Raw genomic sequence first — 26,353 nt, forward strand, 5'->3', positions numbered from 1 at the left:
TGCCCAGCACCTCTCCCCGATAGACATCGAGATCCAGACCGTCATGCACGACCTGACTGCCGAACTTGTTGACGAGGCCGCGCACCTCGATCACCACCTCGCGTCCGGTATCCTGCGCCATTCAGACCCCCACCGTGGCAAAGAAGATGGCGAACAGCGCGTCAACGAGGATCACCAGAAAGATCGCAAGCACCACGGAGGCCGATGTCAGCCGGCCGAGGCTCTCTGCGTCGCCGCCCACCTTCAGCCCGTTCTTGCAGCCGATGAGGGCGATGATGACCGCAAAGAATGGCGCCTTGATGAGCCCGACGAGATAGTGCCAGACCCCGATCGCGTCGTAGAGACGGGCGATGAACATGCCCGGCGAAATGTCGAGCGATATCCACGCCATCAACCCGCCGCCCAGCACCCCCGCGAAATCCGCGACCACCGTCAGCAGCGGCAGCATGATGAACAGCGCCAGCACCCGCGGCAGCACCAGCATCTGGATGGGATCGAGCCCCAGCACCCGCATCGCGTCGATCTCCTCGCGCATCTTCATCGTGCCGATGGACGCGGTGAAAGCGGAGCCGGAGCGCCCCGCCACGATGATCGCGGTGAGCAGGATGCCGAGTTCGCGGAGCACCGCGACGGCGATGAGATCGACAACGAAGATTTCCGCTCCGAACTGTCGCAGCAGCACCGAGCCCATATAGGCCAGCACCACCCCGATCAGGAAGGACATGAGCGCCGCGATCGGGGCGGCGTCCAAGCCGGCCTGCTGCATCTGCGACACGAGCGCCGCGATCCTGAGCTGCTTCGGGCGCAGGATGTCGCTCCACAGCCGTGCGAGGACGGCACCCAGAAGATAGACGAGCTCCAGCGTGCCGTTCCACGCATTGACGACCGCGCGGCCCACGCCCTCCAGCCAGACGCGGGCGCCGTGCGGAACCTCCTCGGGCGGGGCGGTCTTGTCCATCGCCGCGCCTACCGTGTCCATCAGCGCGCGCCGCGGCTCGTCCAGCCCCTCAAACCGCAGCTCTACCTTCTCCGCCTTCAGCCGCCGCTGCAGCGAGACCAGCGCCCAGGCGCCCGCCGTATCCAGCTTCTCCACGCCGGAGACATCGACGACGACCGGCCCCGACCCGCCGATGCTTTTAAGCTGGTCGCGGAGCGCCTCCACCCCTGCCACGCGGAAATCGCCCGACAGCGTGGCCCGCGTGCCGCCGCCGGTGTCCTCCATCGTTACCGTCGCTTCGGCCACGCGCTGCTCCGCCGTTCTTTCCGCCGAGAGAAGCATGCGGCGCGTTGCGAGGCAACATGTCCCCTGGTCCCGGCCAGTCGCGCCGTGGCTTTGCGGCACCTTATTTCCGACCGGAACCGCACGATTTCCGGCCGGAACCGCACGGGCGGTTAACCTTCCGGCAAACCTTCGCCGCTAGTCTCACATCGTCGGAGTGGGTTGGCGGGAGGAAGTGGACGGATGACGGATCACCCCTTTTCTCTGCGGGACATGAGGCCAGCGATGCTGCTGGCCGCCCTGGGCCTTCCTGCGCTGGCGGCCGCCTCCCTGTGGCCGGGCGTGCCGGGACAGTATGTGGTCTTCGGCCCCCCCTGGGCCGGGCGGGGGGAAGTCCTCCGCATCGTGGGCGAATCGGGCGGAGCGCTGATCGAGCTGGGTGGCGTGGGCAATCTCATCATCGCGGGCTCCGCTTCGCCGTCCTTTCCCGAAGCGGCGCGGAAAGCAGGCGCCTGGCTTGTCCTGCCCGCACCGCGACCGGCGGGCTGCTTCACGTCGGAGGAGACGAAATGAACCAGGAACTCGATGCCCTCCGTCGCCGTTTCGGACGGTTTCTCATTCCGCTCCTCTGGGCGCATGTGCCGCTTCTGGCGGTGATCGCACAGATGACCGGGCGTTCGTTGATTCAGGCTTTGGGGGCGGGCGTCCTCATCGCGGGGGCCTATCACCTGACCTGGCACCGCCACGGGATCGCGCCGCCGACGCGCTATCTCTCCGCCGTGGCGCTGGTGGCGGAGCCTGCGGTGATCCTCGCGCTGCTGAACGGCCATTCCTGGCAGATGGACGGGCACATGTATTTCTTCGCCATGCTCGCCCTGACCATCGCCTGGTTCGATGAGCGCGCCACGCTCGCGGCGGCTCTGGTCACCGGGTTGCATCATCTCCTTTTGCTGGTTCTGCTGCCGGGCCTGGTGTTTCCGAGCGATGCGCATCTGGCGCGCGTGTTGCTTCATGCCGCCATCGTCGCATTCCAGACCGGCGTTCTTGTGTGGCTGATCCGCATGGTCGTCTTCCGTTTCCACCGGGTCCGGCAGCTTCACGCGGAACTCAGCGTCGCGAATGACCGGCTGACGGAGCGCAGGCAGGAGGCGGAGGCCGCGAACCAGTCCAAGGGCCTGTTCCTTGCCAATATGAGCCACGAGATCCGCACGCCCATGAACGCCATTCTGGGGTTTTGCCACCTGCTTCAGCGCGGCACACTGACAAACCGGCAGGATGAGCATGTCCGCAAGATCAGCGACGCGGGGGAAACGCTGCTCCGCGTCATCAACGACATTCTCGACTACTCCAAGAACGAGGCCGGCCGGCTCTCGCTCGAAGAGCGGCCGTTCGACATCCGCAAGGTGATCGAGGCGCAGGTGCAGATGATGGGGGCGGAGGCCGACATCAAGGGCGTCGCCCTGCACCTCCGGCTGGGGCACGACCTGCCCCATGTCGTCGTCGGCGACGCCCATCGCTTCGGGCAGGTGTTGCTGAACCTCATCGGCAACGCGGTGAAGTTCTCCAGCGGCGGCACGGTCACCGTTTCCGCGCGTCTCACCTCGGCGGCCAATGACCGCGCGACGGTTGAGGTTTCCGTCAGCGATACCGGGATCGGCATGACGACCGATCAGCAGGCGAAACTTTTCTCACCCTTCGCGCAGGCCGACAGTTCCACCACCCGCCGTTTCGGCGGGACAGGACTTGGCCTCGCCATCTGCCGCCAGATCGTGGAAACCATGGGCGGCGGCATCTCGGTGCAGAGCGAGCCCGGCCGCGGCAGCACGTTCGTCGCCACCGTCACATTCGGTCTGGCGCAGGACGCGCCATTGATCCCCTGTGAGCGGCTGCGCAGCCTCCGCGTGCTCCTGGTCGATGACAATCCCGCGGCCCGGCAACTGCTGGCGGAATTCTTCACCGGCTGGGGGGTCGAGGCCGATCTGGTCGCCTCCGGGTCGGAAGCCGTGGCCGCCGTGGCTGCCGCGGCCGGAACAGCCAGCCCGTACGACCTGCTGCTGCTCGACTGGAAGATGCCTGGGATGGACGGGATGGATACGGTCAACGCGCTCAAGGCGCTGGCCCTGCCGAAGCTGCCTGCCATCGTGGTCGTCACGGCCTATGGCGCCGATACTTTCGCCGGGGAGCACGGGGTGGAACAGATCGCCGCCTTTCTCGCCAAACCCGTCGATCCTCAGGCGATGATGACCACCCTGTCGCGTCTTTTCCCGGAAGAGCGGCGGGAGGCGGTCCGGGCGCCCATGGTTTCCGAGCGGCTTCAGGGCGCGCGAGTGCTGCTGGTTGAGGACAATGACATCAACCGGGAGATCGCGACGGCGCTTCTGGCAGATGCCGGGCTTCGTATCGACACCGCCGCCAACGGCAGGATCGCGGTCGAGCGCGTGACCGCACAGGGCGGCAGCTATGCCGCGGTGCTCATGGATGTGCAAATGCCGGAAATGGACGGGCTTGCCGCGACCCGCGCCATCCGCGCCCTGCCCGCCTTTTCGGACCTGCCGATCATCGCGATGACCGCCCATGCGCATGAACATGAGCGACAGCGTTGTTTCGACGCCGGAATGGATGACCATATCGCGAAGCCCGTGGATCCGGCCCTCCTGGTCCAGACGCTCGACCGGTGGCTGAAACCCGGGGTGATCGACGCCCCGCAGACTGCGGCTGCCGCAAGCGGGCCTCCGATAGATATCGCCGCCGCGCTTCGGCGGGTGAGCGGCAAGCGCGACCTGCTTCGCCGCCTGCTCCAGCACTTTGCGGCGGCCTATGCGTCCGCCCCGAACGATATTGCGGGGCTGCTGCATCTTCAGCAACCGGCAGAAGCGCGGCGGCTGGCCCACGCCCTTCGGGGCGACGCGGCGACGATAGAAGCGGCCGCTGTGCGCGACATCGCGAGCGAGGTGGAGGACATGCTGGATCGCGGCACGGAGGGGGAGGCGATGGCCCGGCTCCCGGCGCTGGAACAGGCCCTTCTGCCAGTGCTCGCCGCAGTCAGGGCGCTGACCGAGTCACCGCCAGATGGCGAAGCGGTAAAGGTCACGCGCTTTGGTTGAAGCGTGCCTCCGCTCTGCGGTCCGCATGATCCAACCTGCCCGGAAATGGAGCAAGTCCCACAAAACATGCGGCGCCGCGCTGCCATGTGCATGTTCGTGATGGACCGGAAAAACCATACATCGTAATGTTTGGAGGATTTTATTTTCAGCAACCATTTGCAACAGGTCCGACGCTTTCTGCGACCGGCCAGATGACGAGGATGAGTTATCGTGAGATTGTCCGGTCGATTGGCAGGGGCTCTGCGCCCGATGGGTGGCTCTCTGCGCCTGCGTGGTGCCATGGTCCTGTTGCTCGCGATGTCGGCGGGCCCTCTCTCTGCCGAGCCGGAAGCCTATCGGCTGGGCCCGGGAGATGAAATCGCCCTTACAATCCTGCAGCGGGGAGAGGCGAACGGCACCTATGTGGTGCAGGATGACGGCGCAGTATCCCTCCCGGGCGTCGGGCTTGTGTCGGCAGAGGGGCTGACGCTCCGGGATTTCGAGGCCGTCGTGACGTCAAAGGCGGCGGAGACGGTGCGAGACCCCTCCGTTGCCATTCAGATCGTCCAGCATCGGCCGTTTTACATCGCCGGAGCCGTTTCACAGCCCGGGGGCTATCCGCATCGCGCCAAGCTGACGGTCATGCAGGCGGTTGCCCTTGCCGGCGGTTTCGGGCGGCGGCTGGAGTCCGGCGACCCGCTGAACGAAATGGTCATCGGCACGCGTGCCGAGCAGGCCCATGCCGATGCGGCGCTGCAGAGGGGCGCCCTTCTCATCCGCACCGCCCGGTTGAACGCCGAGCTGGCGGGTGATCATGATTTCGACATCACCGCGTCCGAGGCCGGTCTGAGCGATGCCGCCGCCGCGCCGCTTCTGGAAAAGGAGCGCCAGCTCCTCTCCACCCGTTTTGGCCAGAAGGAACGGCAGATCGAGATCCTGCGATCCAACAGCGCGGCGCGACAGGAGGAAATGGCCGCCCATGACGCCCGGATCGCCCAGCAGACATCCATGCTGGACGAACTCTCCGGCGAACTGGCCAAGCTGCGCGACGCGCGGGACCGCGGCATGGTCACGTCGGAGCGCGTGAACGACATCATGCGGGAAGAAGACAATACCCGCGGCAACCAGATGCAGAGCAACATCCTGCGCAACCAGTCCCGCGTTGCGGTGATCGAACTCGAGGAGCGGATGGTTGATATCGAGGCCGGATTCCGGGAATCCCTGCTGACGGAGTTGCGCGATACGGAAACCCAACTGCGCAGCTTGAGCAATTCATTGCGTGCGGAAGGTGCGCTGATGGAGGCGACGGGCAGCAACACTCTTTCCAATAGCGAAACAATCGGGCAGTATGACTTCAGCATCATACGCGGCGACGCGCCCGTTATCGGCCCGATTGGACTGACGACACGGGTCGAGCCGGGGGATGTGCTCATGGTCGCACGAAGGAGCGTCAGTCAATAGACCCATCGCGTTTCCGGGGCTGGAGGAACCTGATCGTGGGGGGAATTTCCCGAAATGATGGAGGCATCCTTGCCCGAAACCAATCAGGCGAAACCGCTACCCGATCACGCCGTGCAGTTCACGGACACGCAGCAGGAAGAAGCGGCAGAAAAGGCGCCGCCTCTTCCCGATCTTTTCCTGCATGACATCGCCAAGATCACGCCACCCGCAGAGGTGGAGGTCGCAGCGGGCAGCGGGGAGAGCCTGTCAGCCCCTGAGGCGGTGGTGATGGCAAAGGCGCTGCCCACTGCCTCACCCGCCACGATCTACATAGATCCGACGGCGGCCGCGTCGGGGGATGGCAGCGTGGATGCTCCATTTCGGAGCTGGCATGAGGTGACCTGGCAGGACGGCACCACCTATCTTCAGAAGGCGGGCACGGCCTGGGAGGGGAATATCATCGTCTCGGGCGGCGATATCTCCATCGGCAGTTATGGCAGCGGAGCGGCCACCCTTCTGGGAAGCGTCGTGTTCGAAGGCGCGACGGGCGGTGGGTTGGCAGGGTTCGACATCAGGGGCAGCGACTATGCGGGTGTCACGCTCACCGCAGGCGCGCGCGGGGTGACGATCAGCGACAACACCATCACCGGAAATGCAGGCGGCATCTGGTTCTCGCAGAATTCGGGCGGCGACAATGTGATCACGGGCAACAGCGTCTCGGGAAATCTGGGCGTCGGCATCGCGCTGGATCGCGTGGCGACGACCGCAGGACATGGCAACCGGATCGAAGGAAATACCGTATCCTTCAACGGCAGCCACGGGATAGACGTCTATGCGAACAATACGCTGGTTGACGGGAATACGGTGTTTGGCAACGGGCGTCTGATTGAGGGGGCATCCGGCATCCACGTCTATGCCCGCGCGCTTTCGGAGGGGCTGGGGCGGGACAATGTGATCTCCGGCAATGTCTCCTACGGCAATCTGGACAGCGGCGGGAATGACGGTATCGGCATTCTTCTGGATCATTACACCAGCGGCAATCGTGTCGAAAACAACTTCGCCTTTTCCAACGATGGCGCGGGCATCAGTATTCACGGCGCGGCGGGAAATACGGTGGCGGGCAACACGCTGTTCGGCAATCTGCTGGATCGGAGCGATAGCCATACCGTCGTGGCGGAGTTGCTGATCAACAGCAATCCCGCGCTTGGCAACAAGCTCACCCATGACAACGTGATTACGGACAACACGGTTCTTTCCGATCATTCTCAAGGGTTTGCGCTTTATGTGGATGTGGAATCCGCACCGCTGAACAATGCATTCGACGGCAATCTGTGGCAAAGTCACATGGGGCCGCTGGTGCAGGACGGCACCCTCACCCTCGCTACGGCGGAGGCGCTTTCCGGCTCGGCGCGGCATGGGGAGGATCGGGCCGAGGGCTTTACCCTCGCCGCGGCCCCGGTTGGCGAGATGGAGCATGATCTCAACGGTCTGCAACTGATCCTCGACGGCCGCCCCGCGGAGTTGGAGGGGTGGGACAGCACCGTCGGGCTGGTGGGCGACTGGCTGCTTGCCTAGGAGGCGCGCCGCGCGGCCCCCTGACCTGCCGCATGACCGATGGCGGCCAACAGACCCTCTGCCGATTTCTCCCATGTGAAACGGGAGAGGTGACGTGCGATCGCATCCGTGGCAGGGGGCGCGGCATCGGCCAGCGCCTCGTCCAGCAGATGGGCAAGGCGCTGCCGGGCATCCGCGGCCTCGGGGTCAAAATACCGGGCGAAGGGGCCTGCGACCTCCGGGATCGCGGTGGCCCTGCTGGCGACGACCGGCAGGCCGAGAGACAGCGCCTCCACCAGCGGGATGCCGAACCCCTCCCCCCTGCTCGGATAGGCCAGCACCCCGGCGCGGCGATACCACCCGGCGAGCACCTCGTCCGAGGCATCGGGCAAAAAGGCGATGTCGCTCCGCCCCTCCATCCGCGCGATCACACCGTCGCTGCCGAAATCGGGACGACCGATGACGATGAGCCGCCTGTCGGGCGTCGTCATCAGGTCAAGCGCGTCGAGGAGCAGGCCGAGGTTCTTGCGCGGCTCGATGCGCCCGACGAAAAGCACCGTCCTGCCGTCGCCCGCGCGCCCGCCCCGGAAGGACGGCGCGCCGTTCGGCGCGAGGAACACCCGCCCTGCCGACAGCGCGTACCGGCGGGCGATCTCATCCCGCGTCCAGTCGGAGACCGTGAGCAGCGCCGCCGCCCGCCGCGCCCCGCCGCGGACCAGCGTCTGCAGGCGTTTGCGCATGAGGGGGGGGAAGAATTCCGGGTGGCTCTCGAACAGCAGATCGTGAAGGACGAGGATCTGCCGTTCGCGATAGACGGGCGGCCCATGATACTGGAACAGGTGGAAATCCGCCTCTCCCGTCGCGATCACGCGGGGCCAGTAGATCCCGAGCCGCGCGATGCTCCGGCGATAGGGTATGGGGCGAAACTCGACGTTCGGCAGAGCGGCGAGCAGGCCGAGCGAGGCGCTGTCATGGGCATGCAGCAGCCAGCGGATCTCCGGTGCCGCAGGAATGGCGCGGGCCAGCGTTTCCCGCAGCCATGTCCGGCTCCCCTGCGGCTTGCCGTCCAGCACATGCGCGTCCACGGCGATGCGAAGCGGTCTCATGCCTGGACCGCACCCAGGGCGGTGGGGGTGATATCGAGCAGCGAAAGCGCGGCATCCTTCACCGCAAGCCCCCGGGCCGGCGAGTCGGGGCGCAGACGAAACCCCTCCTGCCCCGGCTGGTCGATATCGTAGAAACGCGGGTCGGCCACACGGTCAACCCCGCCGGTAAAGCCCGCCCACACCTCTGCCGAACTGCCCCGCCAACGCCGGGGCGCCCAGAAAAATGCCTCTCCGCCCGCAGCGTTGTAAACGAGGTTGTTGCCGATCCGCTGGGGCATGGAGCCTGCCGTCGCCTCCACCCAGAGCGCGGTCGTCTCTCTCCGTGTAGCAACGCAGATGTTGCTCTCGATCCGGTTGCCGGAGGGGCGGACCATGCGCCGGGTGTAGTCGGAGGAGAGCGTGATCTCCGCCGGATAGGCATGGGTCCGGCCCGGATCCCGCATGTTGCCGACGACGGTATTGTTGACCACCACCGTCCGCGAGGCATCATAGAGATTGATCCCCGCCCCGTCATTTCCGTAGCAGATGTTGAAGGCGATCAGATTGTCGTCGCACCACTGATCGGCCTGAATTCCGTTGCCGTCCTGCGCCTCCACCTCCCGCGTGTCGGAGCAGATGTTGAAGGCGATGACATTGTTCTTGCCATGATCATCCTCCGGCGCACGGCAGAAGGTATGGATCCCGGAGCACCCGGCGCTCCTCTGTCCGCTGCGGCGGACCGCGTTATGGGTCACGATGTAATGGCTGCCATGGATTTCCATGCCATGAATGCCGGTGTCGAGGATTTCATTGCGTTGAATCCACGTCTCCCGCCCCGGTGCGGCGTTCAGGGCGTCGATGGCAATGCCCATCGTTCGGCAGCGTTCGAGCCGATTGCCGATCAGCCGGTGCCCCGCCCCCGCCCCGTTGCCGATCCAGATGCCGAGCGCGGTATCCTGCAGCAGACAGCCCTCCACGGTCACCGCCTCCGCCCCTTGTTGCAGGACGATGGCCGAATGTTCCGTGCCCGTCATCGTGACATCGCGGAGGATGGTGTGGCGCGCGCCGTCAAGGTGGATGGGCTGGGTGAAACGGGCGCCGCCGGGGGTTTCCGCGCGGATCAGGATGGGTCGGCCCGCGGTTCCCCTGGCCGGGATGACGAGCGGCATGTCGTAGCGCCCGGCCCGGATCACCACCTCCGCGCCGGGCGGCAGGCTGGCCCATGGCACCTCGCCCGGCCGGTCGGTGACGAGGACCTCGCTCGCGCCCACCCGGAGCGGCGTCAGGAGCGGCAGGGTGGCCAGCGCCAGCAGCGCGCGGCGGGAGAGCGCGAGGCTCACGAAGCCACCCGCGACAGCTCATCCCTGATGGCGCGGCGCTTGCGGAACTGAAAGACCTTGCGCCAGATCGCGCGGGACAGGCCGGGGGCGAGGGGGCTGACCTGCTCCGCCAGCCGCAGCGCCGCGGCATCCCCGAACGTGGCGAAGGCGGCATCTCCCAGCCGGTGGCGGAAGGCGGGGGGCAGCGTCTCCGGTCCGACCATGCCGAGCGCGCCGAGCACCGGGGCAAGGTCGGGCGCCTTCTTCCACCACAGCGCCAGCGCCGTCCCCTCCCGCTCCGCGATACGGAGGAACTGCGTCTCGTCCAGCGAATGCCAGTGATAGCCCAGGGCCTCCGGCGCGTAGAGCAGCCGCAGCCCGTGCGGCGCAAGACGCTGGCCGAGTTCGATATCCTCGTGCCAGCGCAGCGCTTCGTCAAACTGGCCATGACGGGCGAGAAACGCGGCCTTGACCGACAGGTTGCAGGTGAAGAACGCGGTCCAGTCCACTTCCTCCCGCCCGGCGAGCGGCGCGAAGGACGCGTCATGATGCAGCGGCGAAAGCCGATTGGCGGCGAAATCGGGGTGGATGGTCATGCAGCCCAGCACGGCCACCTCCTCCTCCGGGTAGCGGTCGTGGAGCGCCAGATGGCGGGCGAGCAGGTCAGGCTCCGCGATCGTATCGTCGTTCAGAAACAGGACGACAGGCGCGCGGGCTTCAGACAACCCGCGATTGCGGGCCGCGTTCGCGCCTGACTGATTCTGCCTGATGCAGGTGATTCGACTTCCGGCGTATTTTGTTACCAGCGGTTGAATCTCTTCCGGTGAACCATCGTCAATAACCAGAACCTCGAATTTAGCATTCTGCAAAACCTGTTTGCGCAATGCATCGAGACATCGTTCCAATGCATCCTTTCGGTTGTAGGTCGGGATAATAACTGAAATCGCGGGTTGTTCCATTTCCCGGAAACCCTCTCCTGGACAGGCGATCCTCAATAGGATCAAATAATACATGCAAATGTTTGCTTGACAAGTCGGCCCGCCGGTCGTGAATTGTTAATAAGATATCCATAACCCATTTATCACCCGCTACAACCAGGCATTGATAATGCCATTAAGTTTCGCAGGCTAATAAATTTACGATCACTCTGTGGAGTAATTATCTAAGAGAGTCTCACCCTGAAATTCAATCAGATCAGCTGTAATGAAAATTAAGCCGTAAAGACTACAGACCATCCGCGCTGTACCGCCCGCTTTCCTGTCGATGGACAGGGAAGTGCATTGAAAATTTGTTGCGAAGGATTTTCCCATGGATATGAGCGGCATCCACGCCAAGCAGAAACCGGCGATCTTCGGAAGCGCTCCCATTCGGGAACGGGAATCCTTCATTGTCTTTGGCAAGCCCGACATAGGGCAGGAAGAAATCGACAGCGTGGGGGCGGTGATTTCCAGCCTCTGGATCGGCGCCGGTCCCGAAACACGGCGGTTCGAGGAATCCTTTGCGAATTACATCGGCGCTTCCGGCGCGGTGGCGGTGAATTCCGCGACGGCGGCACTGCATCTGGCGATGCAGGTTCTCGACCTGGAGCCGGGAGATGAGGTCATCACCACCGCCATGACCTTTTGCGCCACGGTGAGCGCCATTCTCCATGCCGGGGCGACGCCCGTGCTCTGCGACTGCGACCCGGAGACCGGCAACATCCTGCCCGAGCAGATCGCCGCCCGCATCACCCCGCGCACCCGGGCCATCATCGTCGTCCACATGTACGGGCGGATCTGCGACATGGGGCCGATCATGGCCATCGCCGATGCCGCCGGCCTTCCGGTGGTGGAGGATTGCGCCCACGCGGTGGAGACCACATGGCGCGGCGCTCATGCGGGCACCATCGGGGCGATAAGCTGCTTCAGCTTCTACGCCAACAAGACGCTCACCACGGGAGAGGGCGGCATGTTCGTCGCCCGTGATCCGGCGCTCATGGAGCGGGCACGCATGCTGAGCCTGCACGGGTTGAGCCGCGATGCGTGGAAGCGGTTTTCGGCGGCGGGATACCAGCATTACGACGTGCCGGAGGTCGGCTGGAAATACAACATGAACGACATCGCCGCAGCCATCGGCCGGGTTCAGCTCGCCGGGGTGGAGCGGCGGTGGCGCCGGCGGGAGGAGATCGTCGCCCACTACCGGGCCGCGCTGACGGACCTGCCCATCGACCTGCCGCCCCTGCCCGACCCGTCATCCCGCCATGCCTACCACCTCTTCGCCGTGCAGATCCGGCCCGGAGAGCTGAGCATCGATCGGGATGGCGTGCTGAACGCCATTCAGGCGGAGAATGTCGGCGTGGGCGTGCATTACCGGGGCGTGCATCTGCTGAGCGGCTTCCGCTCGGCGAAGGTCATCGGCTGGCAGGACCTGCCGAACGCGGATCGGGTGAGCGAGCGCACCCTGTCGCTGCCGCTTTCCAGCGCGATGACGGATGAAGAAGTCGAAGCCGCCTGCATCGCCGTGCGGCGCGTTCTGGAGTGGTTCTCATGCTGACATTCCGGCCTCTCCGATCAGGCCAGCCCCTGCGCGTCGCCGTCGTCTCCACCATCTATCGCGCGACGCCGCCCAACGGCTACGGCGGGATCGAGCGGGTGGTTCACGAATACTGCGAAGAGTTGATCCGGCAGGGCCATGACGTGACTCTGTTCGCCCGCGAGGGCAGCCGGAGCAGCGGCAGGCTCATCCCGATCCCCGCACCCGGGCGGGAGCTGACCGGCGTGAACAAGGCCGCCGACAGGCTGAGCGAGGAGCCGCTCTACGAGATCATGAAGGCCGCGCTGGAGGCAGACCCGGTGGACGTGATCCACGACTGGTCGTTCGAGAACCTCTATGTCCTCCGGCATCCCGAGCGGTTCCCCTTCCTGATCTCGAGCTGCATCCCGGTGGGGCCGGATTACCAACGCCCCAACATCGTCGCCGCAGGGCGCGGGCATGCCGAAGCGATCGGCGGCGGGATGCCGCATGTGAACTATGGCGTCGATCTCAGCCGCTACCGTTTCGTGCGGCAAAAGACGGCGCCCATCGTGCATATCGCCAAGGTCGCCCCCTACAAGGCGCAGCATGAGGCCATTCTCGCCGCGCTGCGGGCGGGCGTGCCGCTCGACATCTACGGGGTGCCGGAGCACCGGCTCTATTACTCCGCCGTGGTGCGCCCGCTGACCATGCTGGGCCGCGGGATCAGCTGGAAGGGGGAGACGAACGACCTCCCCGCCGTGCTGGGCGCGGCGCGGGCGCTGGTCCAGACACCGCGCTGGATGGATGCGCTGCCGATGGTGGTGATCCAGGCGCTGGCCTGCGGGACGCCGGTGATCGCCTATCGCTCCGGCGGGCTGCCCGAGCAGATCGACCACGGCGTTTCGGGGTTCCTCGTCGATGGAACGAAGGATCTGGCGGAGGCGATGCGCAACGTCGGCCAGCTCGACCCCGCGGCCTGCCGCCGCTGGGCGGAGGAGCGGTTCGACGTGGCCCGCATGGCGCGGGACTACGTGCACCTGTTCGAGCGGGTGCGCGAGGGCGAGGCATGGATCGGCGGCCCCGCCGTTCCGGGCGGCCGCGTGCAACGCGCCGGACAGGCGGAGGCGGTATGAGCCGCGACGCCCGCGAATACCGCCGCAACCTTGCCGCCCAGGCTCTGGGCCGGTTTCTCTATGTTGCGGGCGGCGCGGGCATCCTGATCGCGGCCAGCCATGTGATGAGCCTCGCCGATGTGGGCACCTATGCGCTTGGCGTGGGGTTTCTGGCCATCGTGTGGTCCTTTGCCGATCTGGGAACTACGGCAGCGCTCGGCACGCTGCTGACCGCCACACCCGCGGCGGAGCAGGGGAATATGCTGGGCAGCTTCGTGGCGCTTCGTCTGGCGATTTCCCTTGTCGCGGGGCTTGTGGGGGCAGGGGCGACCTATCTGTTCCTGCCCCCCTCGCTCTGGACGGTGATGACGCTCGCCTGTCTGCTGACCCCGCTTCTGGGCGCCCGCTTCTTCGAGCCCGTGTTTCAGGTGGGCGGGCAGCCGCAGTATTCGCGTCTGGCCGGATATCTCTATGTGGCGGTGCTGGTGTCCACCGCGGCGCCGGTGCTGTGGCTCGCGCCCGGACGGCCGGACCTGCTGATCGGGGCGCATATGCTGGCGGGGCTGGCCTATGCCGGGCTGGGGCTCGCGCTCTGCTGGCGGCTGATGGGCGTCGGCTTCGGGCGCGTGGCGGAACATGCGCTGCCGATCCTGCGCATCGCGGGGCCGCTCGGCCTTTCCGGCCTGCTCGCCATGTTGAACCTGCGGCTGGCGATTGCCGTGCTGCAATGGCTGCGCGGACCAGAGGATCTCGCGATCTTCTTTGCCGCGCAACGGTTTCTGGAGCTTGGCGCGGCCTTGGTGGCCACGGCGATCACGCCGATGTTCGTCATCTTCACGCGGTTGCAGCAGGACGGCGCCGTTACCGGCGCGGCACAGCGGGCGCTGGCGCTGGCGCTGGCCTTTGGCCTTCCGGTCGTGCTGGCGGCGCCGTTGCTCTCCGGGCCGGTGGTCGGCCTGATCTACGGCCCCGCCTTTGCGGCAAGCGCCCCCGTCGCGGCGATCCTGTCGATGCAGCTCGCGCTGACCGCCATCGGCATGGCGCTGCTGCCGGTGATCGTGGCCATCGGGCGGCAGGGCATGCTGATCCCGGCGGCGGCGGCGGCGCTGGCGGTGAACCTGGTGCTCTGCCCGCTGCTCGTGTCCCGCCTCGGGCCGCAGGGCGCGGCGTGGAGCGCGGTTGCCGCAGAGGCGGTCATCGCCGGGGTGCCGCTCATCGTCGTCCGCGCACGGGTGGAGGGGCTGCTCGCCCGCCGCCTCATCCTCTGGGTGTTGTTCGCCGGGGCCGCCATGACGGTCACCATGCTCGCCCTCCGCCCTTTGTCGGAGACGCTGGGCGGCGTCGCGGGGCTGGCGGTCTATGCCCTCATCATCCTGTTCTCCGGCCTTCTGCGCGCCGGAGAGGTTCGCAATCCCCTTCAGCCCCTGCAAGCGCGGTGATCCAGATGACACCCCCTCCCCGCTCCCCCGCATTGCCCTCCGCCTCCGACCGGCCGCTGACGCTCGCGGAACTCGCCACGATGATCCGTGAACACTGGCGGCTGATCCTCATGGTCGCGGCGGTGGCCGCGGTCACGGCGCTCGGCTACCTGATGATGACCGGCCCGGCCTATGTCGCCTCCACCAAGATGCTGGTGAAGGTCGGACGGGAAAAGTTCAGCGCGCTTCAGGTGGCACAGGTGCCCCAGCAGAACGTGATCTTTCAGGAACGCCCCCAGAGCATCAACAACGAGATCGAGATCCTGCGCGATCCGACACTCACCCATGAGGTCTTTGCCGATCTTCAGGCCAAACAGGCAGAGCTTGCCGCGCATGACACGGCTGCCTCCTCCTTCGTCGGGCGGCTGCTGGGCGGAGTAGCGGGCGTCGTGAAGACGGCGATGGGCAGCCTTCGCACGATGCTCGGTCTCGGGGCCGGAAAGCACCCGGAGGAGAAGATCGCGCAGGCCTACATGGATGCGTTCAACGTCAATTACATCAAGGAAACCGACATCATCCAGGCGGAGTTCGCCTGGGACGATCCGCGGTTCGCGGCCTATGCGCTGCAGCGTTATCTCGACGCCTATCAGGCGCGGCACGTGGCCATCCATTCCTCCACCGCATCCGCCGATTTCTACCGCGATCAGGTGACGCTCGCTGAACGGGATCTGCGGGGGGCGGAGGATGCCTTCTCGGCCTTCCAGCGCAGCTCCGACATGAGCCGGCTCGACGTGGAGCGCGACCTCGCCCTGACCGCCATTTCCGAGATGGAGAAGGACCGTGACAGGCTCCAGGCGGAGATGGAGGATCTGCGCCAGACCCGCGCGCAGGTGACCGCGGATTTCAACGACGGGGCGGAATGGGTCGAAACCCCCGCCATGCTGAACGCGACCCCGCTGACGGCGCTCGACGAAAGCTACGTCGCCGCCTCCACGGAGCGGAGCCGCCTTGCCAGCCGTTATTCGGACGATGCCCGTGAAGTCCGTGAGGTGACAGAGGAGATCGCGGGGCTAAGGGAGCGCAAGCACGACACGCTCAACCGGCAGATCGACGGCCTCCTGCGTTCCAGCGGTGAGCGGATGGCGCAGGTCGAAGCCCGCATCGCCGATCGCCGCGCGGCATTGCAACGGATCAACGAGGGCGCGCTGCAATTCGAGTCGCTGGGCCAGAACGTCACCCGTCAGCGGGAACGGCTGGAGGAGTATCAGCGCCAGTACGAACGCCTGCGCATGAACGAGGCGCTGGACCGGCTGAACGTCACCTCCACCGCGCAGTTCGGGTCAGTGACCGTGCCGGTGGAGCCCGCCGCGCCGAAACGCTCGCTCGTGCTGGCCATCGGGGGGATATTCGGCCTGCTGGCAGGCACGGCGCTCGCCATTTTCCTTGGCCTGACCGACCGTCGCCTGCGCCGCCCCGGCGATGTCGAACGTCGCCTTGGCCTTCCCGTGGTCGCAACCGTTCCGAGGTTGTCATGAACGCGCCCTCCCTCCCCCTTGCCCTTTACGACACCTCTCCCGGCGCTGCTCGGCTGCGGGCCGCTGCGGGACATGCCCGCGGGCTAGCCGGGGCGCTCATCGCCCGGCAGGCGCGGCGGGTGGAGGAACGGCCGGTCACCGTCGCGATCACCGCGCTGACGCCGGGCGCCGGTGTCACCACCTTCGCCACCGGGCTTGCCGCAGCGCTGCATGCCGAATTCCGCGCCCGCGCCCTGTTGGTGGAGGCCAACCTGCGCCGGCCCGCCGTGGAGGGGCTGCTCGCCCTGCCCCGCCGCCCCGGCCTCGCGCAGCTGCTCACCGGCCGCCTTCCGCTGGCAGAGGCGCTGCAACTGCCGAACGATCTGCGCCCGCCCGTCATCTCCGCCGGGTTGGAGGAGACGCAGGACGCAGCCGCGCTCCTCCATCCCCGGCGGCTGGAGACGCTGATAGACGGGGCGACCGGGCGGTTCGATTTCCTTCTGCTCGACTGTCCGCCGATCGGAACGGCGCCGGACATGCTGCTGATCGGTCAGAAGGCGAACGAGATATACCTTGTGGTCGATGCGGGCCAAAGCACCAGTGATGCCGTGATGGCCGCCGCTGACGCGCTGGCGACGGTGGGCGCGCGGATCGACGGGCTGATCCTCAACCGGGTCGCGCGATGAGCCTCACAGCCCCCCTCCGCCCGCGCGCCGCGACGCTGCTGCCCGCTCTCCTGCCAGCCCTTCTGGCTGGCGTGGCGACGGGCGTGCTGACGATGGTGCTGATCTTTGCGCCGACGAAGATCTTCGTCGCGGGCGGGCTGGCCTTCGGCTGCCTGGCGGGGTTTCTGGGGCTGATCGCCATTGGTCAGGCCGAGCGGTGGATGCTGCTGCTCCTGGCGTTCGGCCTGCCGCTCGCCGTGTCCTTCACGCTGTTTCTGCATGTGAATACGGTGGGGCATTACGTCGAGAATGTCGGCGGCGCGGCGGGCGTCACCATCACGCTGAGCTTTCTCGCCGCCCTGACCGTTCTTGGCCTGCGGCTGCTGGCGGGGCGGAGCCTTAGGATGCCGGTGCTGGTCATGCTGCCGTGGCTGGCCTATGCGGCCGCGGGCGTGCTGAGCCTGCTGAAAGCGCCCGATCCGGCGCTGGTCTGGTTCGAGATCCTGCGGCTGTCGATGCTTCTGCTGCTGATGGTGACGGTAGCGAACATCACACCGGACCGGCTGTGGTTCTTCCTCCAAGCGCTGGCCGTGACGATGATCTTTCAGGCGCTGATCTCCATCGCGCAGGGGGTGGGCGGCACCGGGCTGGGTCTGGGCTTTCTGGGCGATCAGGGGGTGGCCATCGAATCCGTCGCCTTCGAGGCCAAGGTCCGCTCCACCGGCACGCTCGGCAATCCCAACATGCTGGCCTATTTCTATGAGCTGCTGTTGCCGCTGCTGTTCGGGGCGTGGCTGATGGCACGGGGGCTGGGCAACCACGTGCTGTTCGGTCTGGCAGTCACGCTGGGGCTGGCCGGGTTGGCGCTCAGCCTGTCGCGCGGCGGCTGGCTCGCCATGGGGTTGCTGCTGCCGATAGAGGCATGGCTCCTCGCCCGGCACCGTTTCCTGACGCCGCGCGGGCTGGCGGTCATCGGCACGGGCCTGTTCCTGACGCTCGTCATGGTCGGCCTGTTCGGGGGCCAGGCGATGGAGCGGATGTTCGGCGATGACGGCGGCAGCCTCTCTCACCGCTCGACGATGAACCATGCGGCATGGCAGGTATTCATGAACTCGCCATTTATCGGCCAGGGTCTGAACAATTTCGCACCCGCTTTCGCCCGATTGGACAAAACCGGTGCGACAGGGCTTTTCGGTCCCGTTAATCACGTCGTTCACAACATGTATCTTTTCGCCGCAGTAGAAGTCGGGATCATCGGGTTTGCCGGGTTTCTGGGAATATTCGGGATCGGCATCTATCTTGGAATTCGCGGCTTCCGTAAATACCGGTCTCCCCTCAGCCGTTCCATAGCCCTTGGCGTTGCATTCGGCCTTGTCGCCCATCTGCTTCACGGCACCATCGACCCGGGTTTTCGCCTGAGCCTTCCGGTTTCACAGGTCATCGCCGTGCTTCTGGGGCTTCTCCAGGCGGCATTTCTGAACGAACGGTCGTTTCTTTCAGAACCCAACGCCATTCAGGCGGAGGAGTGGTCAACTCGCCCTCCGCGATTGCTCGGAGCCGAAAGGCACCCATTGAGATGAAAACCCATTCAAGAATTCTACCGGCAGTTTCATATGCCCGGATCCAATACAACGCTGGGGAGGATGGAAATGACATCACAGACACTCTCATATCTTTCCCCTTCGCAGCATAAGCCGCAGGTTTCGATCGTGATCGTCGCTTGGAACGGCCGCGATTACCTGCGGCATTGCCTGCAACTCGCATCATTCGATTCACCTGAAGTGTCGCGCGAGATTATCGTGATCGACAACGGATCAACCGATGGCGCGCCGGAAATGGTCGCCGCCGAGTTCCCCGATGTGCATCTGGTGAAAACCGGGGAGAACCTTGGTTTTGCCGGGGGGAACAACCGCGGTTTCGCTCTGGCGCGGGCGGAGACGGTGCTGCTGCTGAACCCGGATGCCTTCCTGGAGACGCCCGGCACCCTCGCACGGCTGCTCCGCCATCTGGAGGCGCATCCCGGAACGGGCGCCGTGGGCTGCCGGCTGACCTATCCCGACGGGCGCCATCAGGTCGGCGACGGCGGTCACGCGCCCCGGCCGGCTGCGGTGCTGGTCCATGCGCTTGGTCTGGGGCGGTTTGTGCCGGGGGCGCGGGGCCTGTTCCTCTCTCCCCGGCGCGGCACTGCGCCCCGGCAGGTGGACTGGCTGAGCGGGGCGCTGATCCTCGTACGCGCCGATGTCATCCGGCAGGTGGGCGGGCTGGACGCCGGCTTCTTCATGTATGCCGAGGATGTGGAATGGGGCTGCCGGATGCGCCGCGCGGGGTGGCAGGTCGCCTATCTGCCCGACCTTTCCGCCGTGCATGTTCAGGGCGGCACACAGGAGGGGGCGGATATCTCCACCACCTGGCTCGACGCGCTGGGGCGGCTCTACCTGCGGGAAAACCCGCGCGGCTTCACGCCCTTCCGCCTGGGCTACGGCGCGGGGTTCTCGCTCCGATCGGCAGCTTACGGGGCTGCGGGCATTCTTCGCCGCGATCCCCGTCTCCGACGAAAGGCCGGGATCATGCGCCGCTACGCCGCCCATGTGCTGACGATGCGACGACCCGATCCTTCGCCACCCGCAGCGCGATCCCTGCCGATCGCCAGTTCAAACCCCGAAGAGCACGGCGTTTCCCATGGCTAACGATTTTTCCAGACGGCCCGTCGTCCTTCCGCTGAACACGCCCGCCGGGCTTCGCGACGCGGAAGGCAAGCCGCCGCATCTCGCCATTCTTGGTACGCGCGGCATTCCCGCCTGGCACGGCGGGTTCGAGACCTTCGCGCAGGAGCTGGCACCCTGGCTCGTGGAACAGGGCTGGCGCGTGGATGTCTATTGTCAGGACGAGACCGGCGACGGTGCCGCCGAATGGCGGGGCGTGCGGCTGATCCAGCTTCCGGTCCGCCGCAAGGGGTCGCTCGGCTCCATCGAGTTCGACTGGATCTCCGCCAGACATGCCGTGAAGGGGGCGCCGCTGGTGCTCACGCTCGGCTACAACACCGCGCTGATCGGGCTGCTCTACCGGCTGGGCGGCGTGCGGAACGTCATCAACATGGACGGGCTGGAATGGAAGCGGACCAAGTGGTCCTGGCCTGTCCGCCAGTGGTTCCGCCTGAACGAGCGTGCGGCGGTGATTCTGGGCAACCACCTTGTCGCCGACCACCCCGCCATCGCGAAGCGGCTGTCGGGCATGACGGATCCATCCCGCATCACCATGATCCCCTATGGCGCGGAAAGTCTGCCGGAGGCCGACCCGGCACCGCTCGCGGCCTTTGGCCTGGAGCCGGAGAAGTTCATGCTTTCCATCGCGCGGGTGGAGCGGGAAAATCAGACATTGCAGATCGTGCGCGGCTTTTCCGCGCGGCCGCGGGGAGTGAAGCTCGCCGTGGCCGGGGGGCTGGAAGCCGGCAACAGCTATCATGACGCGGTGCGCGCCGCCGCCAGCCCGGAGGTGGTGTTCCTCGGCCCGGTGTTCCAGAAGGAGGCGGTCGCCGCGCTCCGCGTGCATACGCTTGCCCATATCCACGGCCATACCGTCGGCGGGACGAACCCCTCGCTGGTCGAAGCGCTCGGCGCCGGGTGTCCGGTCATCGCGCATCGCAACCTGTTCAACGGCTGGGTGGCGGGGGAGGAGCAGCGGTTCTTCTCGGATGTGGAGGAGCTGGACCATCATATCACCGCGCTGATCGAAACGCCCCCGATGCGCGCGGCCATGTCTGCCGCCGCGCGGGCGCGCCATGCCGAGCGTTTCACATGGGAGCCGGTGCTGCGCGCCTATCAGGCGATGCTTGTCCAGCAATATCCCGTGCCGCTGCTGGGGGCCGAGCGGGAACTCTCGCTTCCGCCGATGCCGGACGGGGAACTGGCGTTGGCCGGCGGGCCTGCGCTTCACGCCCGCAACGCTGGATGAAAGGTGCGCCATGATCCGCTTTCCCGGCCTTTCGCTGCTGACCTCCATCCGGGGGCCTTTCGCCTTCATCGTCGTCTATCGCCACTGCCTTGAGGCGCTTGGCTACGGCGCGTCGTTGCATGAGAACCCCGGCTTCATCGGACGGGGGGAGTTCCTGCTGGACTGTTTCTTCATCCTCTCCGGCTTTCTCATCGCCATGCTGCACCGGGAGGAGTTCTTCAGCGCCAGCCACCGGGGCATGGATGCCCGCACCGTGAGGCATTTCCTCGTCCTGCGGATCGCGCGGTTCTATCCGCTGCATCTGGTGACGCTGCTCGTCCTCGGCGCGGCGGTGCTGTTGGTGACGCCGAACACGCCGGGCACCTCCTTCTCGGGGGAGGCGTTCTTCTGGAACATCCTGCTGATGCAGGCATGGGGCACCGTGCCGACGCTCAGCTTCAACTACCCGGCCTGGTCGATCAGCACCGAATGGTTCACCTACCTGCTGTTTCCCCTGCTGGCGCTGCCATTGAACCGGCTGAACAGCACCCGGTCGCAGGTGGTGGCCATCGGTGCGCTGTTCACCTTCATGGCGGCCTTTGTCGTGCTGCATCCGGGGCGGACATGGGCGATCCAGCTCGGCTGGGGGGCGCTGCTGCGCAACACGGTGGACTTCGCCATCGGCTGCCTGCTCGCCCGGCTTGCGCCCGCGGCGCTGCACTGGCGGCTGCCAAAGGGCGTGAGCTGGGACATCATCGCCATACTCGCCATGGCCACTGCGTTCCTGGGGGTGCGCTTCTATCTGCCGGATGTCGGCGTGGTCGCGGCCTTTACGCTGATGATCTTCGCGCTGGTGCTCTGCCGGGGCTGGCTGAAGCGGTTTCTGGGGCAGAAGTGGATCGTTTACTGGGGCGATCTCAGCTTCTCCATCTACCTCATCCATGCGCTGGTCATCATGGCGGTCAACAGGCTGGTTCCGTCGCTGAACCCCGGAACGGCGGATGGCTTCCTTGTCTATACCTTGATCGTCCTCGCGGTGAGCACGGCGCTGGCCGCGGTGAGCTTCCAGTTCCTCGAACAGCCGTCACGCAGGTGGATCCGCAACACATTCGCCGGCAACCCGCGCCTTGTCGCGCGGGCGGCATAAGCGGAGAGCGACAGCATGACCACGCTTGTCATCGGCGGGAACGGCTTCATCGGCTCCCACATCGTGGACGTCCTGCGTGCAGGGGGAGAGGAGGTCGCCGTTCTGGACAGGATGCCGGAACGCTACCGCCCACCCCTGCCGGATGTCCGCTATCATCTGGGCGACCTTCGCGACATGTCCGTGGTGGAGGAGGCGCTGCACGGGGTGGATCGCGTCATCCACGCCGCCAGTTCCTCCGTCCCGCAGACGGCGGTGCGGGATCCGGCGGGCGATATCAGCGACAACCTTCTGCCGCTGGTGCACCTGCTGGCGGCCATGCGGCGGTCGGGGACGAAACGCCTCGTCTATCTTTCCTCCGGCGGGACGGTCTATGGCCCGCCGCTCTCCGACACGATCACGGAGGATCATCCCCTGCGGCCGGTCACCCCCTATGGGATCGTGAAGGCGGCGGCGGAACGCTACATCGTGGCCGAACATCTGGCGAGCGGTCTGGGCTATGCCATTCTCCGGCCCGCCAATCCCTTCGGCCCGCGTCAGGGGCGGCTCGGGGTGCAGGGGGTCATCGGAACATTCCTGTGGCAGATCGCGCAAGGAGAGATGCCGGAGGTCTGGGGCGACGGGAGCGTGGTGCGGGACTTCGTCCATGTCGGCGACCTCGCCCGCCTGTGCCTGCTGGCGCTCAGGAGCGGTCTTGACGGCTGCTACAACGTGGGCAGCGGCCGCGGGTGCAGCATCGCCGAGCTGATCGCCCTCCTCTCGGACGCAACGGGGCGGCCCATCGTGCCCCTGCGCCGACCGGGCCGGGAGTTCGACCTGCCCCGCGTGGTGCTGGACTGCTCCCGCGCGCGGGAACTGTTGGGCTGGTCCGCCACCGCAACACTGGAGGAGGGGCTTGCCGAGACATGGGCCTGGCTCCGAGTGGAGGCGGGCCTTCCCCCGCCGGTCAGCGAGGTGGAGCAGCGGGCGCTGCCGGGCTGACCCCGGCAAGTTCCCCCCGCAGCGCTTCCGCCGCCGCGAAGAACCGCTGCTGGATCGCTGCGACAAAGGGATTGTCGCGCTGGATCGTTTCAAACACGCCCGGCGCGTCGCCTGCGACCATCCCCGTCGCGGTCAGCAAGTGCTCAAAGCTGGGGGTCGTCATCCCGTGGTTCCCGTCCGGCCCCGGCGAGAGCGCGGCCACGATCCGGCCCACCATATGCGTGACCCCTTGGGCCAGGGCCATGTCCCGATCATGCGCCTCGGCGGTGCGGACAAGCACGGTCAGCCCCTCCCGCCGGAGCCAGCGGCGCAACGGGGCAAGCCCCCGCCCGCCCCGTGCCGGACACAGCACCACCCGCGCCCCCGGGCCAAAGCTTCTCGGCCCGAACAGGGGATGGCTCCCCACCAGCGCGACATGGGCGGGCAGCCTTTCCTCCAGCAGACGCAACGGGGCGAGCTTCACGGAGCACACGTCCACCACCAGAGCACCGGGGCGCAGATGCGGCGCGATCGCCTCTGCCGTCTCTGCCAACGCGGCCAGCGGAACCGCCAGCACCACGATATCGGCGGAGGCGACCTCCTCCAGCGGCTGGCTGCCGTCGCGCGCGGGGTCGTGGACGGCAAGCGCGAAACGCCCTGCAAGACGCGGGGCGATCAGCCCGCCGAAGGCGCCGCAGCCGATCAGGCCGAGCCGGGGCACGGCGGGCGCCGCAGGGGGCCGCAAGGGGAGCGGCGCGGGGATGAATTCCGGGTCTTCGGTCTGTTCCATCTGGCTTTCCGGGGCTTTGCGCCACCGGGAGCCCTGAAACACGAATGCCGCCCGGCGGCGGCATCGTCGAACATCACTGATCGCGGCCGCTCCTATGGGGAGGGCGCGTAATACACCGTTGCAAGGGGGCGCATCCTGATCATGGGAATGATCTAGCCGCGCCGACCCCTTCCGTCAACCTTCCCTTGACGGCTGTCAGGCGAGAGCAGATGAATTTCATCAGACAATCCGCCGCCGGGGGCCGCCGGGGGATGGTCCGCATAGGGGGTTCGCAGCGCCAAGGCGGCGGCCCGGAGGAGAGAGGAGACAGACATGAGCACGCAAAAAGGCAAGGTCATCATCACCTGCGCCATTACGGGGGGCATTCACACGCCCTCCATGTCGGACGCCCTGCCGTTCAAGCCGGAGGACATTGCCGCGCAGTCCATCGCGGCGGCGGAGGCAGGGGCGGCGATCCTGCATCTGCACGCCCGCGATCCGCAGGACGGCCGGCCGACACCCGCAACGGATGTCTATATGCAGTTCCTGCCGCGCATCAAACAGGCCACGGATGCGGTCATCAACATCACCACGGGCGGCGGGCTCAACATGACGGTGGAGCAGCGGCTGGAAGCGCCGCTTCAGACCGCGCCGGAGATGTGCTCGCTCAACATGGGGTCGATGAATTTCGGCATCTTTCCGATGGCGGCAAAGGACCGCTCCTGGAAATATGACTGGGAGAAGCCCTATCTTCTCGGCACGGATGATTTCATCTTCCGCAATACGTTCAGGGACATAGAGCGCATCCTGAAGATGCTGGGCGAAGAGCACGGAACCCGGTTCGAGCATGAGTGCTACGATATCGGGCATCTCTACAACCTCGCGCATTTCGTGGATCGCGGGTTGGTGAAGCCACCGTTCTTCGTCCAGATGATCTTCGGCATTCTGGGCGGCATCGGCTCCTCCGTCGAGAACATGGTGTTCATGAAGGAGACGGCGGACAAGCTCTTCGGCGACGACTACCGCTGGTCGGTCCTGTCGGCGGGCAAGACCCAGATGCAGTTCGCCACGCAGGCCGCGATGATGGGTGGCAACGTGCGCGTCGGGCTGGAGGACAGCCTCTATATCGGCAAGGGCAAGCTCGCGACCTCCAACGCCGAGCAGGTCGCGAAGATCCGCCGCATCATCGAGGAACTGGGGCTTGAGATCGCCACCCCGACGGAGGCGCGCGACATCCTTGCGCTCAAGGGCGGCGACAAGGTCAACTTCTGAAGCGGTCGGGGAGAGGCGCTCTGCCTCTCCCCCCTGTCACTCAGAATTCCCGGCCGAAGGCGCGGTCGAGCGAATAGCGCCCGCCCCCCCGCGCCACGAAGAAGAAAGTGACCCCCGCCCAGATCAGCGACAGTTCCGCCCCGCTGTAGCCTTCGCCGCGCAGCACCCAGTGGAACCAGACGGTCACCAGCAGCACCACCGTCGCTGCCGCCGCGGCAGGACGGGTAAACAGGCCGAGGAGCAAGAGGATACCGCCGACGAACTCGGTGAGTGCCAATGCAAAGGCCCAGAACCAGGAGGGGGCGAAGCCGATGCTTTCCACCATGCCCGTCAGCCCCATGGGGTTTTGGATCTTCGGCCAGCCGTGCACGGCCAGCGCGAACCCGGCGATCACGCGAAGCAGCGTTTCGGATACCGGCAGAAGCGCATCATAAACGGGCTGAAGCGCGGGGATGAAGAAGCGGTTGCCCTCGGCATCGCCGGGGCGGGACTGGATATGAGACATGTGAATTCTCCGATGGCGCGCCGCTTGGGCCTGCGCCGTGTCAATCATGCCGCACGATGGCGGCGGATGGGGGGTATTTTCTTGCCAGCGAGCCGGATGATGCGGAACGGCAGCCCCTGCTCGGGATGCGCTCGTCAGACGCCCGGACTTCTGGCCCGGCTCAGGCCCGGCTCAGGTCCGCGGCGGGCGGTGGGGCACGTCGGGATGGAAGCGCGAAAGATCGGCGGAGGCTACGGGGAGCGGCAGCACGCCTGTAGCGGTGCGGGAAATCTCCGGCTGTTCCGCGAGATAGAGGTCGAAACACTTGCCGGACTTGAGCTTCGTCTGCGCGGAAGCTTCACCGAGCGGCGTACAGACCGGCATGTCGCGATAGGACAGGCACCCCCCATGGGGTGCAGCGTCCGCCCAGCCGGCGAACAGGGAGAGGCACAACGACACGGCCATGAAAAGGGCGATGAGGCGGGCCATGGGTTCCCGAAGGTTGGACACGGCTCTTACCCTAGCCGCTTGGCACGCGGGCGGCAAGGCTAACAGCCTCTTCGGCGGGGGAGGCTCGTTCCGGCCCGGCTTGGCGCCCGTGGGCGGCTTGCGCCCTTTCCGAGGCGCATGACCCGATTGCCCGCGTGCAAGCCCCGTGTCGCTGCTGGATCGCTTGACATATTCCCGGCTGCAGACCCTGAACCGAAGCCCGGGCCGAGTTGAATACGGCATGCGGGGCGTCCACCCGCCACCCGGGCGATGCTGCTGAAGAATAGCTCCTAACAGGCCGCTGACGCAGCATCCCGGGGATTGCCTTGCGCCGGAGAGTTTCCCCGAATTGCTGAAGATCGCACTGGAGCCCAGTCCTGGCCGGTGAGCGGACCCGTTTGCC

22 protein-coding genes and 1 pseudogene are annotated in these 26,353 nt (G+C 66.3%); 15 read left to right on the top strand and 8 right to left on the bottom strand.

The features are described 5' to 3' along the window. Nucleotides 1–121 (bottom strand): annotated as a pseudogene (locus RT513_RS10550) (ABC transporter ATP-binding protein); the annotation flags it as partial. Next, nucleotides 122–1,243: an ABC transporter permease gene (locus RT513_RS10555; RefSeq protein ID WP_290686947.1), complete on the bottom strand. Its 1,122-nt coding sequence runs from the start codon at nt 1,241–1,243 to the stop codon at nt 122–124. It abuts the pseudogene before it with no gap. Nucleotides 1,244–1,504: 261 nt separating this feature from the next. Between RT513_RS10555 and RT513_RS10560 the strand changes: the two genes are divergently transcribed. The 4 genes from RT513_RS10560 (at nt 1,505) to RT513_RS10575 (ending at nt 7,317) form a co-directional block, all read left to right on the top strand. Beyond that, nucleotides 1,505–1,792, top strand: a complete 288-nt coding sequence (locus tag RT513_RS10560) for a hypothetical protein (RefSeq protein ID WP_313533992.1) — start codon at nt 1,505–1,507, stop codon at nt 1,790–1,792. Further along, nucleotides 1,789–4,323 carry a response regulator gene (locus RT513_RS10565; RefSeq protein ID WP_313533993.1) on the top strand — a complete coding sequence of 845 codons (2,535 nt, stop codon included), beginning with the start codon at nt 1,789–1,791 and terminating at the stop codon, nt 4,321–4,323. Before RT513_RS10560 ends, RT513_RS10565 begins: the two co-directional genes overlap by 4 nt. A gap of 249 nt (nt 4,324–4,572) precedes the next feature. Then, nucleotides 4,573–5,763 carry a polysaccharide biosynthesis/export family protein gene (locus tag RT513_RS10570; protein WP_290686939.1) on the top strand — a complete coding sequence of 397 codons (1,191 nt, stop codon included), beginning with the start codon at nt 4,573–4,575 and terminating at the stop codon, nt 5,761–5,763. Between the two features lie 69 nt (nt 5,764–5,832). Next, the gene (locus tag RT513_RS10575; protein WP_313533994.1) at nt 5,833–7,317 is read left to right on the top strand and encodes a right-handed parallel beta-helix repeat-containing protein; all 1,485 of its coding nucleotides are present in this window, start codon (nt 5,833–5,835) and stop codon (nt 7,315–7,317) included. Here the strand turns inward: RT513_RS10575 and RT513_RS10580 are convergent. The 3 genes from RT513_RS10580 to RT513_RS10590 are packed head-to-tail and all read right to left on the bottom strand — an operon-like array spanning nt 7,314 to nt 10,713. Next, nucleotides 7,314–8,402, bottom strand: a complete 1,089-nt coding sequence (locus RT513_RS10580) for a glycosyltransferase family 4 protein (protein ID WP_088215997.1) — start codon at nt 8,400–8,402, stop codon at nt 7,314–7,316. The two genes, RT513_RS10575 and RT513_RS10580, sit on opposite strands and share 4 nt — an antisense overlap. Beyond that, complete coding sequence (locus tag RT513_RS10585; RefSeq protein ID WP_290686934.1) at nt 8,399–9,721, bottom strand: right-handed parallel beta-helix repeat-containing protein; 1,323 nt, start codon at nt 9,719–9,721, stop codon at nt 8,399–8,401. Before RT513_RS10585 ends, RT513_RS10580 begins: the two co-directional genes overlap by 4 nt. Continuing rightward, complete coding sequence (locus RT513_RS10590) at nt 9,718–10,713, bottom strand: glycosyltransferase family 2 protein (protein WP_313533995.1); 996 nt, start codon at nt 10,711–10,713, stop codon at nt 9,718–9,720. Before RT513_RS10590 ends, RT513_RS10585 begins: the two co-directional genes overlap by 4 nt. 295 nt (nt 10,714–11,008) lie before the next feature. Here RT513_RS10590 and RT513_RS10595 point away from each other — a divergent pair, with 295 nt between their 5' ends. From RT513_RS10595 to RT513_RS10640, 10 genes are all read left to right on the top strand, one after another. Further along, entirely contained in the window at nt 11,009–12,232 is a 1,224-nt protein-coding gene (locus RT513_RS10595; RefSeq protein ID WP_290686930.1) for a DegT/DnrJ/EryC1/StrS family aminotransferase, read from the top strand. Further along, entirely contained in the window at nt 12,226–13,326 is a 1,101-nt protein-coding gene (locus RT513_RS10600) for a glycosyltransferase (RefSeq protein ID WP_290686928.1), read from the top strand. Before RT513_RS10595 ends, RT513_RS10600 begins: the two co-directional genes overlap by 7 nt. Continuing rightward, nucleotides 13,323–14,744, top strand: a complete 1,422-nt coding sequence (locus RT513_RS10605; protein WP_179209213.1) for a lipopolysaccharide biosynthesis protein — start codon at nt 13,323–13,325, stop codon at nt 14,742–14,744. Before RT513_RS10600 ends, RT513_RS10605 begins: the two co-directional genes overlap by 4 nt. 5 nt (nt 14,745–14,749) lie before the next feature. Then, complete coding sequence (locus RT513_RS10610; protein ID WP_290686926.1) at nt 14,750–16,258, top strand: GumC family protein; 1,509 nt, start codon at nt 14,750–14,752, stop codon at nt 16,256–16,258. Beyond that, nucleotides 16,255–16,923, top strand: coding sequence for a hypothetical protein (locus tag RT513_RS10615; RefSeq protein WP_313533999.1), 669 nt, complete (start codon nt 16,255–16,257; stop codon nt 16,921–16,923). The genes RT513_RS10610 and RT513_RS10615 overlap by 4 nt, the downstream gene beginning before the upstream one ends. Then, complete coding sequence (locus RT513_RS10620; RefSeq protein ID WP_313534001.1) at nt 16,920–18,482, top strand: O-antigen ligase family protein; 1,563 nt, start codon at nt 16,920–16,922, stop codon at nt 18,480–18,482. Before RT513_RS10615 ends, RT513_RS10620 begins: the two co-directional genes overlap by 4 nt. Before the next feature lie 69 nt (nt 18,483–18,551). Continuing rightward, on the top strand, nt 18,552–19,589 hold the full coding sequence (locus RT513_RS10625) for a glycosyltransferase family 2 protein (protein ID WP_290687151.1): 1,038 nt from the start codon (nt 18,552–18,554) through the stop codon (nt 19,587–19,589). Beyond that, nucleotides 19,582–20,853 (top strand): DUF1972 domain-containing protein, encoded by a 1,272-nt coding sequence (locus tag RT513_RS10630; protein ID WP_290687149.1) that lies wholly within the window; start codon nt 19,582–19,584, stop codon nt 20,851–20,853. The genes RT513_RS10625 and RT513_RS10630 overlap by 8 nt, the downstream gene beginning before the upstream one ends. A 10-nt stretch (nt 20,854–20,863) precedes the next feature. After that, the gene (locus RT513_RS10635; RefSeq protein ID WP_290687147.1) at nt 20,864–21,979 is read left to right on the top strand and encodes an acyltransferase family protein; all 1,116 of its coding nucleotides are present in this window, start codon (nt 20,864–20,866) and stop codon (nt 21,977–21,979) included. Nucleotides 21,980–21,994: 15 nt separating this feature from the next. Next, a complete protein-coding gene (locus RT513_RS10640; protein WP_290687145.1) occupies nt 21,995–22,957 on the top strand; it encodes an NAD-dependent epimerase/dehydratase family protein in 963 nt (320 codons plus the stop codon). Here the strand turns inward: RT513_RS10640 and RT513_RS10645 are convergent. Continuing rightward, a complete protein-coding gene (locus RT513_RS10645) occupies nt 22,923–23,726 on the bottom strand; it encodes a prephenate dehydrogenase/arogenate dehydrogenase family protein (RefSeq protein ID WP_088216009.1) in 804 nt (267 codons plus the stop codon). The genes RT513_RS10640 and RT513_RS10645 overlap by 35 nt on opposite strands. Before the next feature lie 312 nt (nt 23,727–24,038). Between RT513_RS10645 and RT513_RS10650 the strand changes: the two genes are divergently transcribed. Continuing rightward, nucleotides 24,039–24,977 (top strand): 3-keto-5-aminohexanoate cleavage protein, encoded by a 939-nt coding sequence (locus RT513_RS10650; protein ID WP_035743929.1) that lies wholly within the window; start codon nt 24,039–24,041, stop codon nt 24,975–24,977. Nucleotides 24,978–25,017: 40 nt separating this feature from the next. On the opposite strand, the gene RT513_RS10655 is transcribed toward RT513_RS10650, so the two are convergent. Together RT513_RS10655 and RT513_RS10660 are read right to left on the bottom strand one after the other, a co-directional pair. Then, complete coding sequence (locus tag RT513_RS10655) at nt 25,018–25,482, bottom strand: DoxX family protein (protein ID WP_088216010.1); 465 nt, start codon at nt 25,480–25,482, stop codon at nt 25,018–25,020. Nucleotides 25,483–25,653: 171 nt separating this feature from the next. Continuing rightward, complete coding sequence (locus RT513_RS10660) at nt 25,654–25,971, bottom strand: hypothetical protein (protein WP_143413178.1); 318 nt, start codon at nt 25,969–25,971, stop codon at nt 25,654–25,656. Between the last annotated feature and the right edge of the window lie 382 nt (nt 25,972–26,353).

This window comes from Haematobacter sp. (assembly GCF_032102465.1).
Classification (GTDB): domain Bacteria; phylum Pseudomonadota; class Alphaproteobacteria; order Rhodobacterales; family Rhodobacteraceae; genus Haematobacter.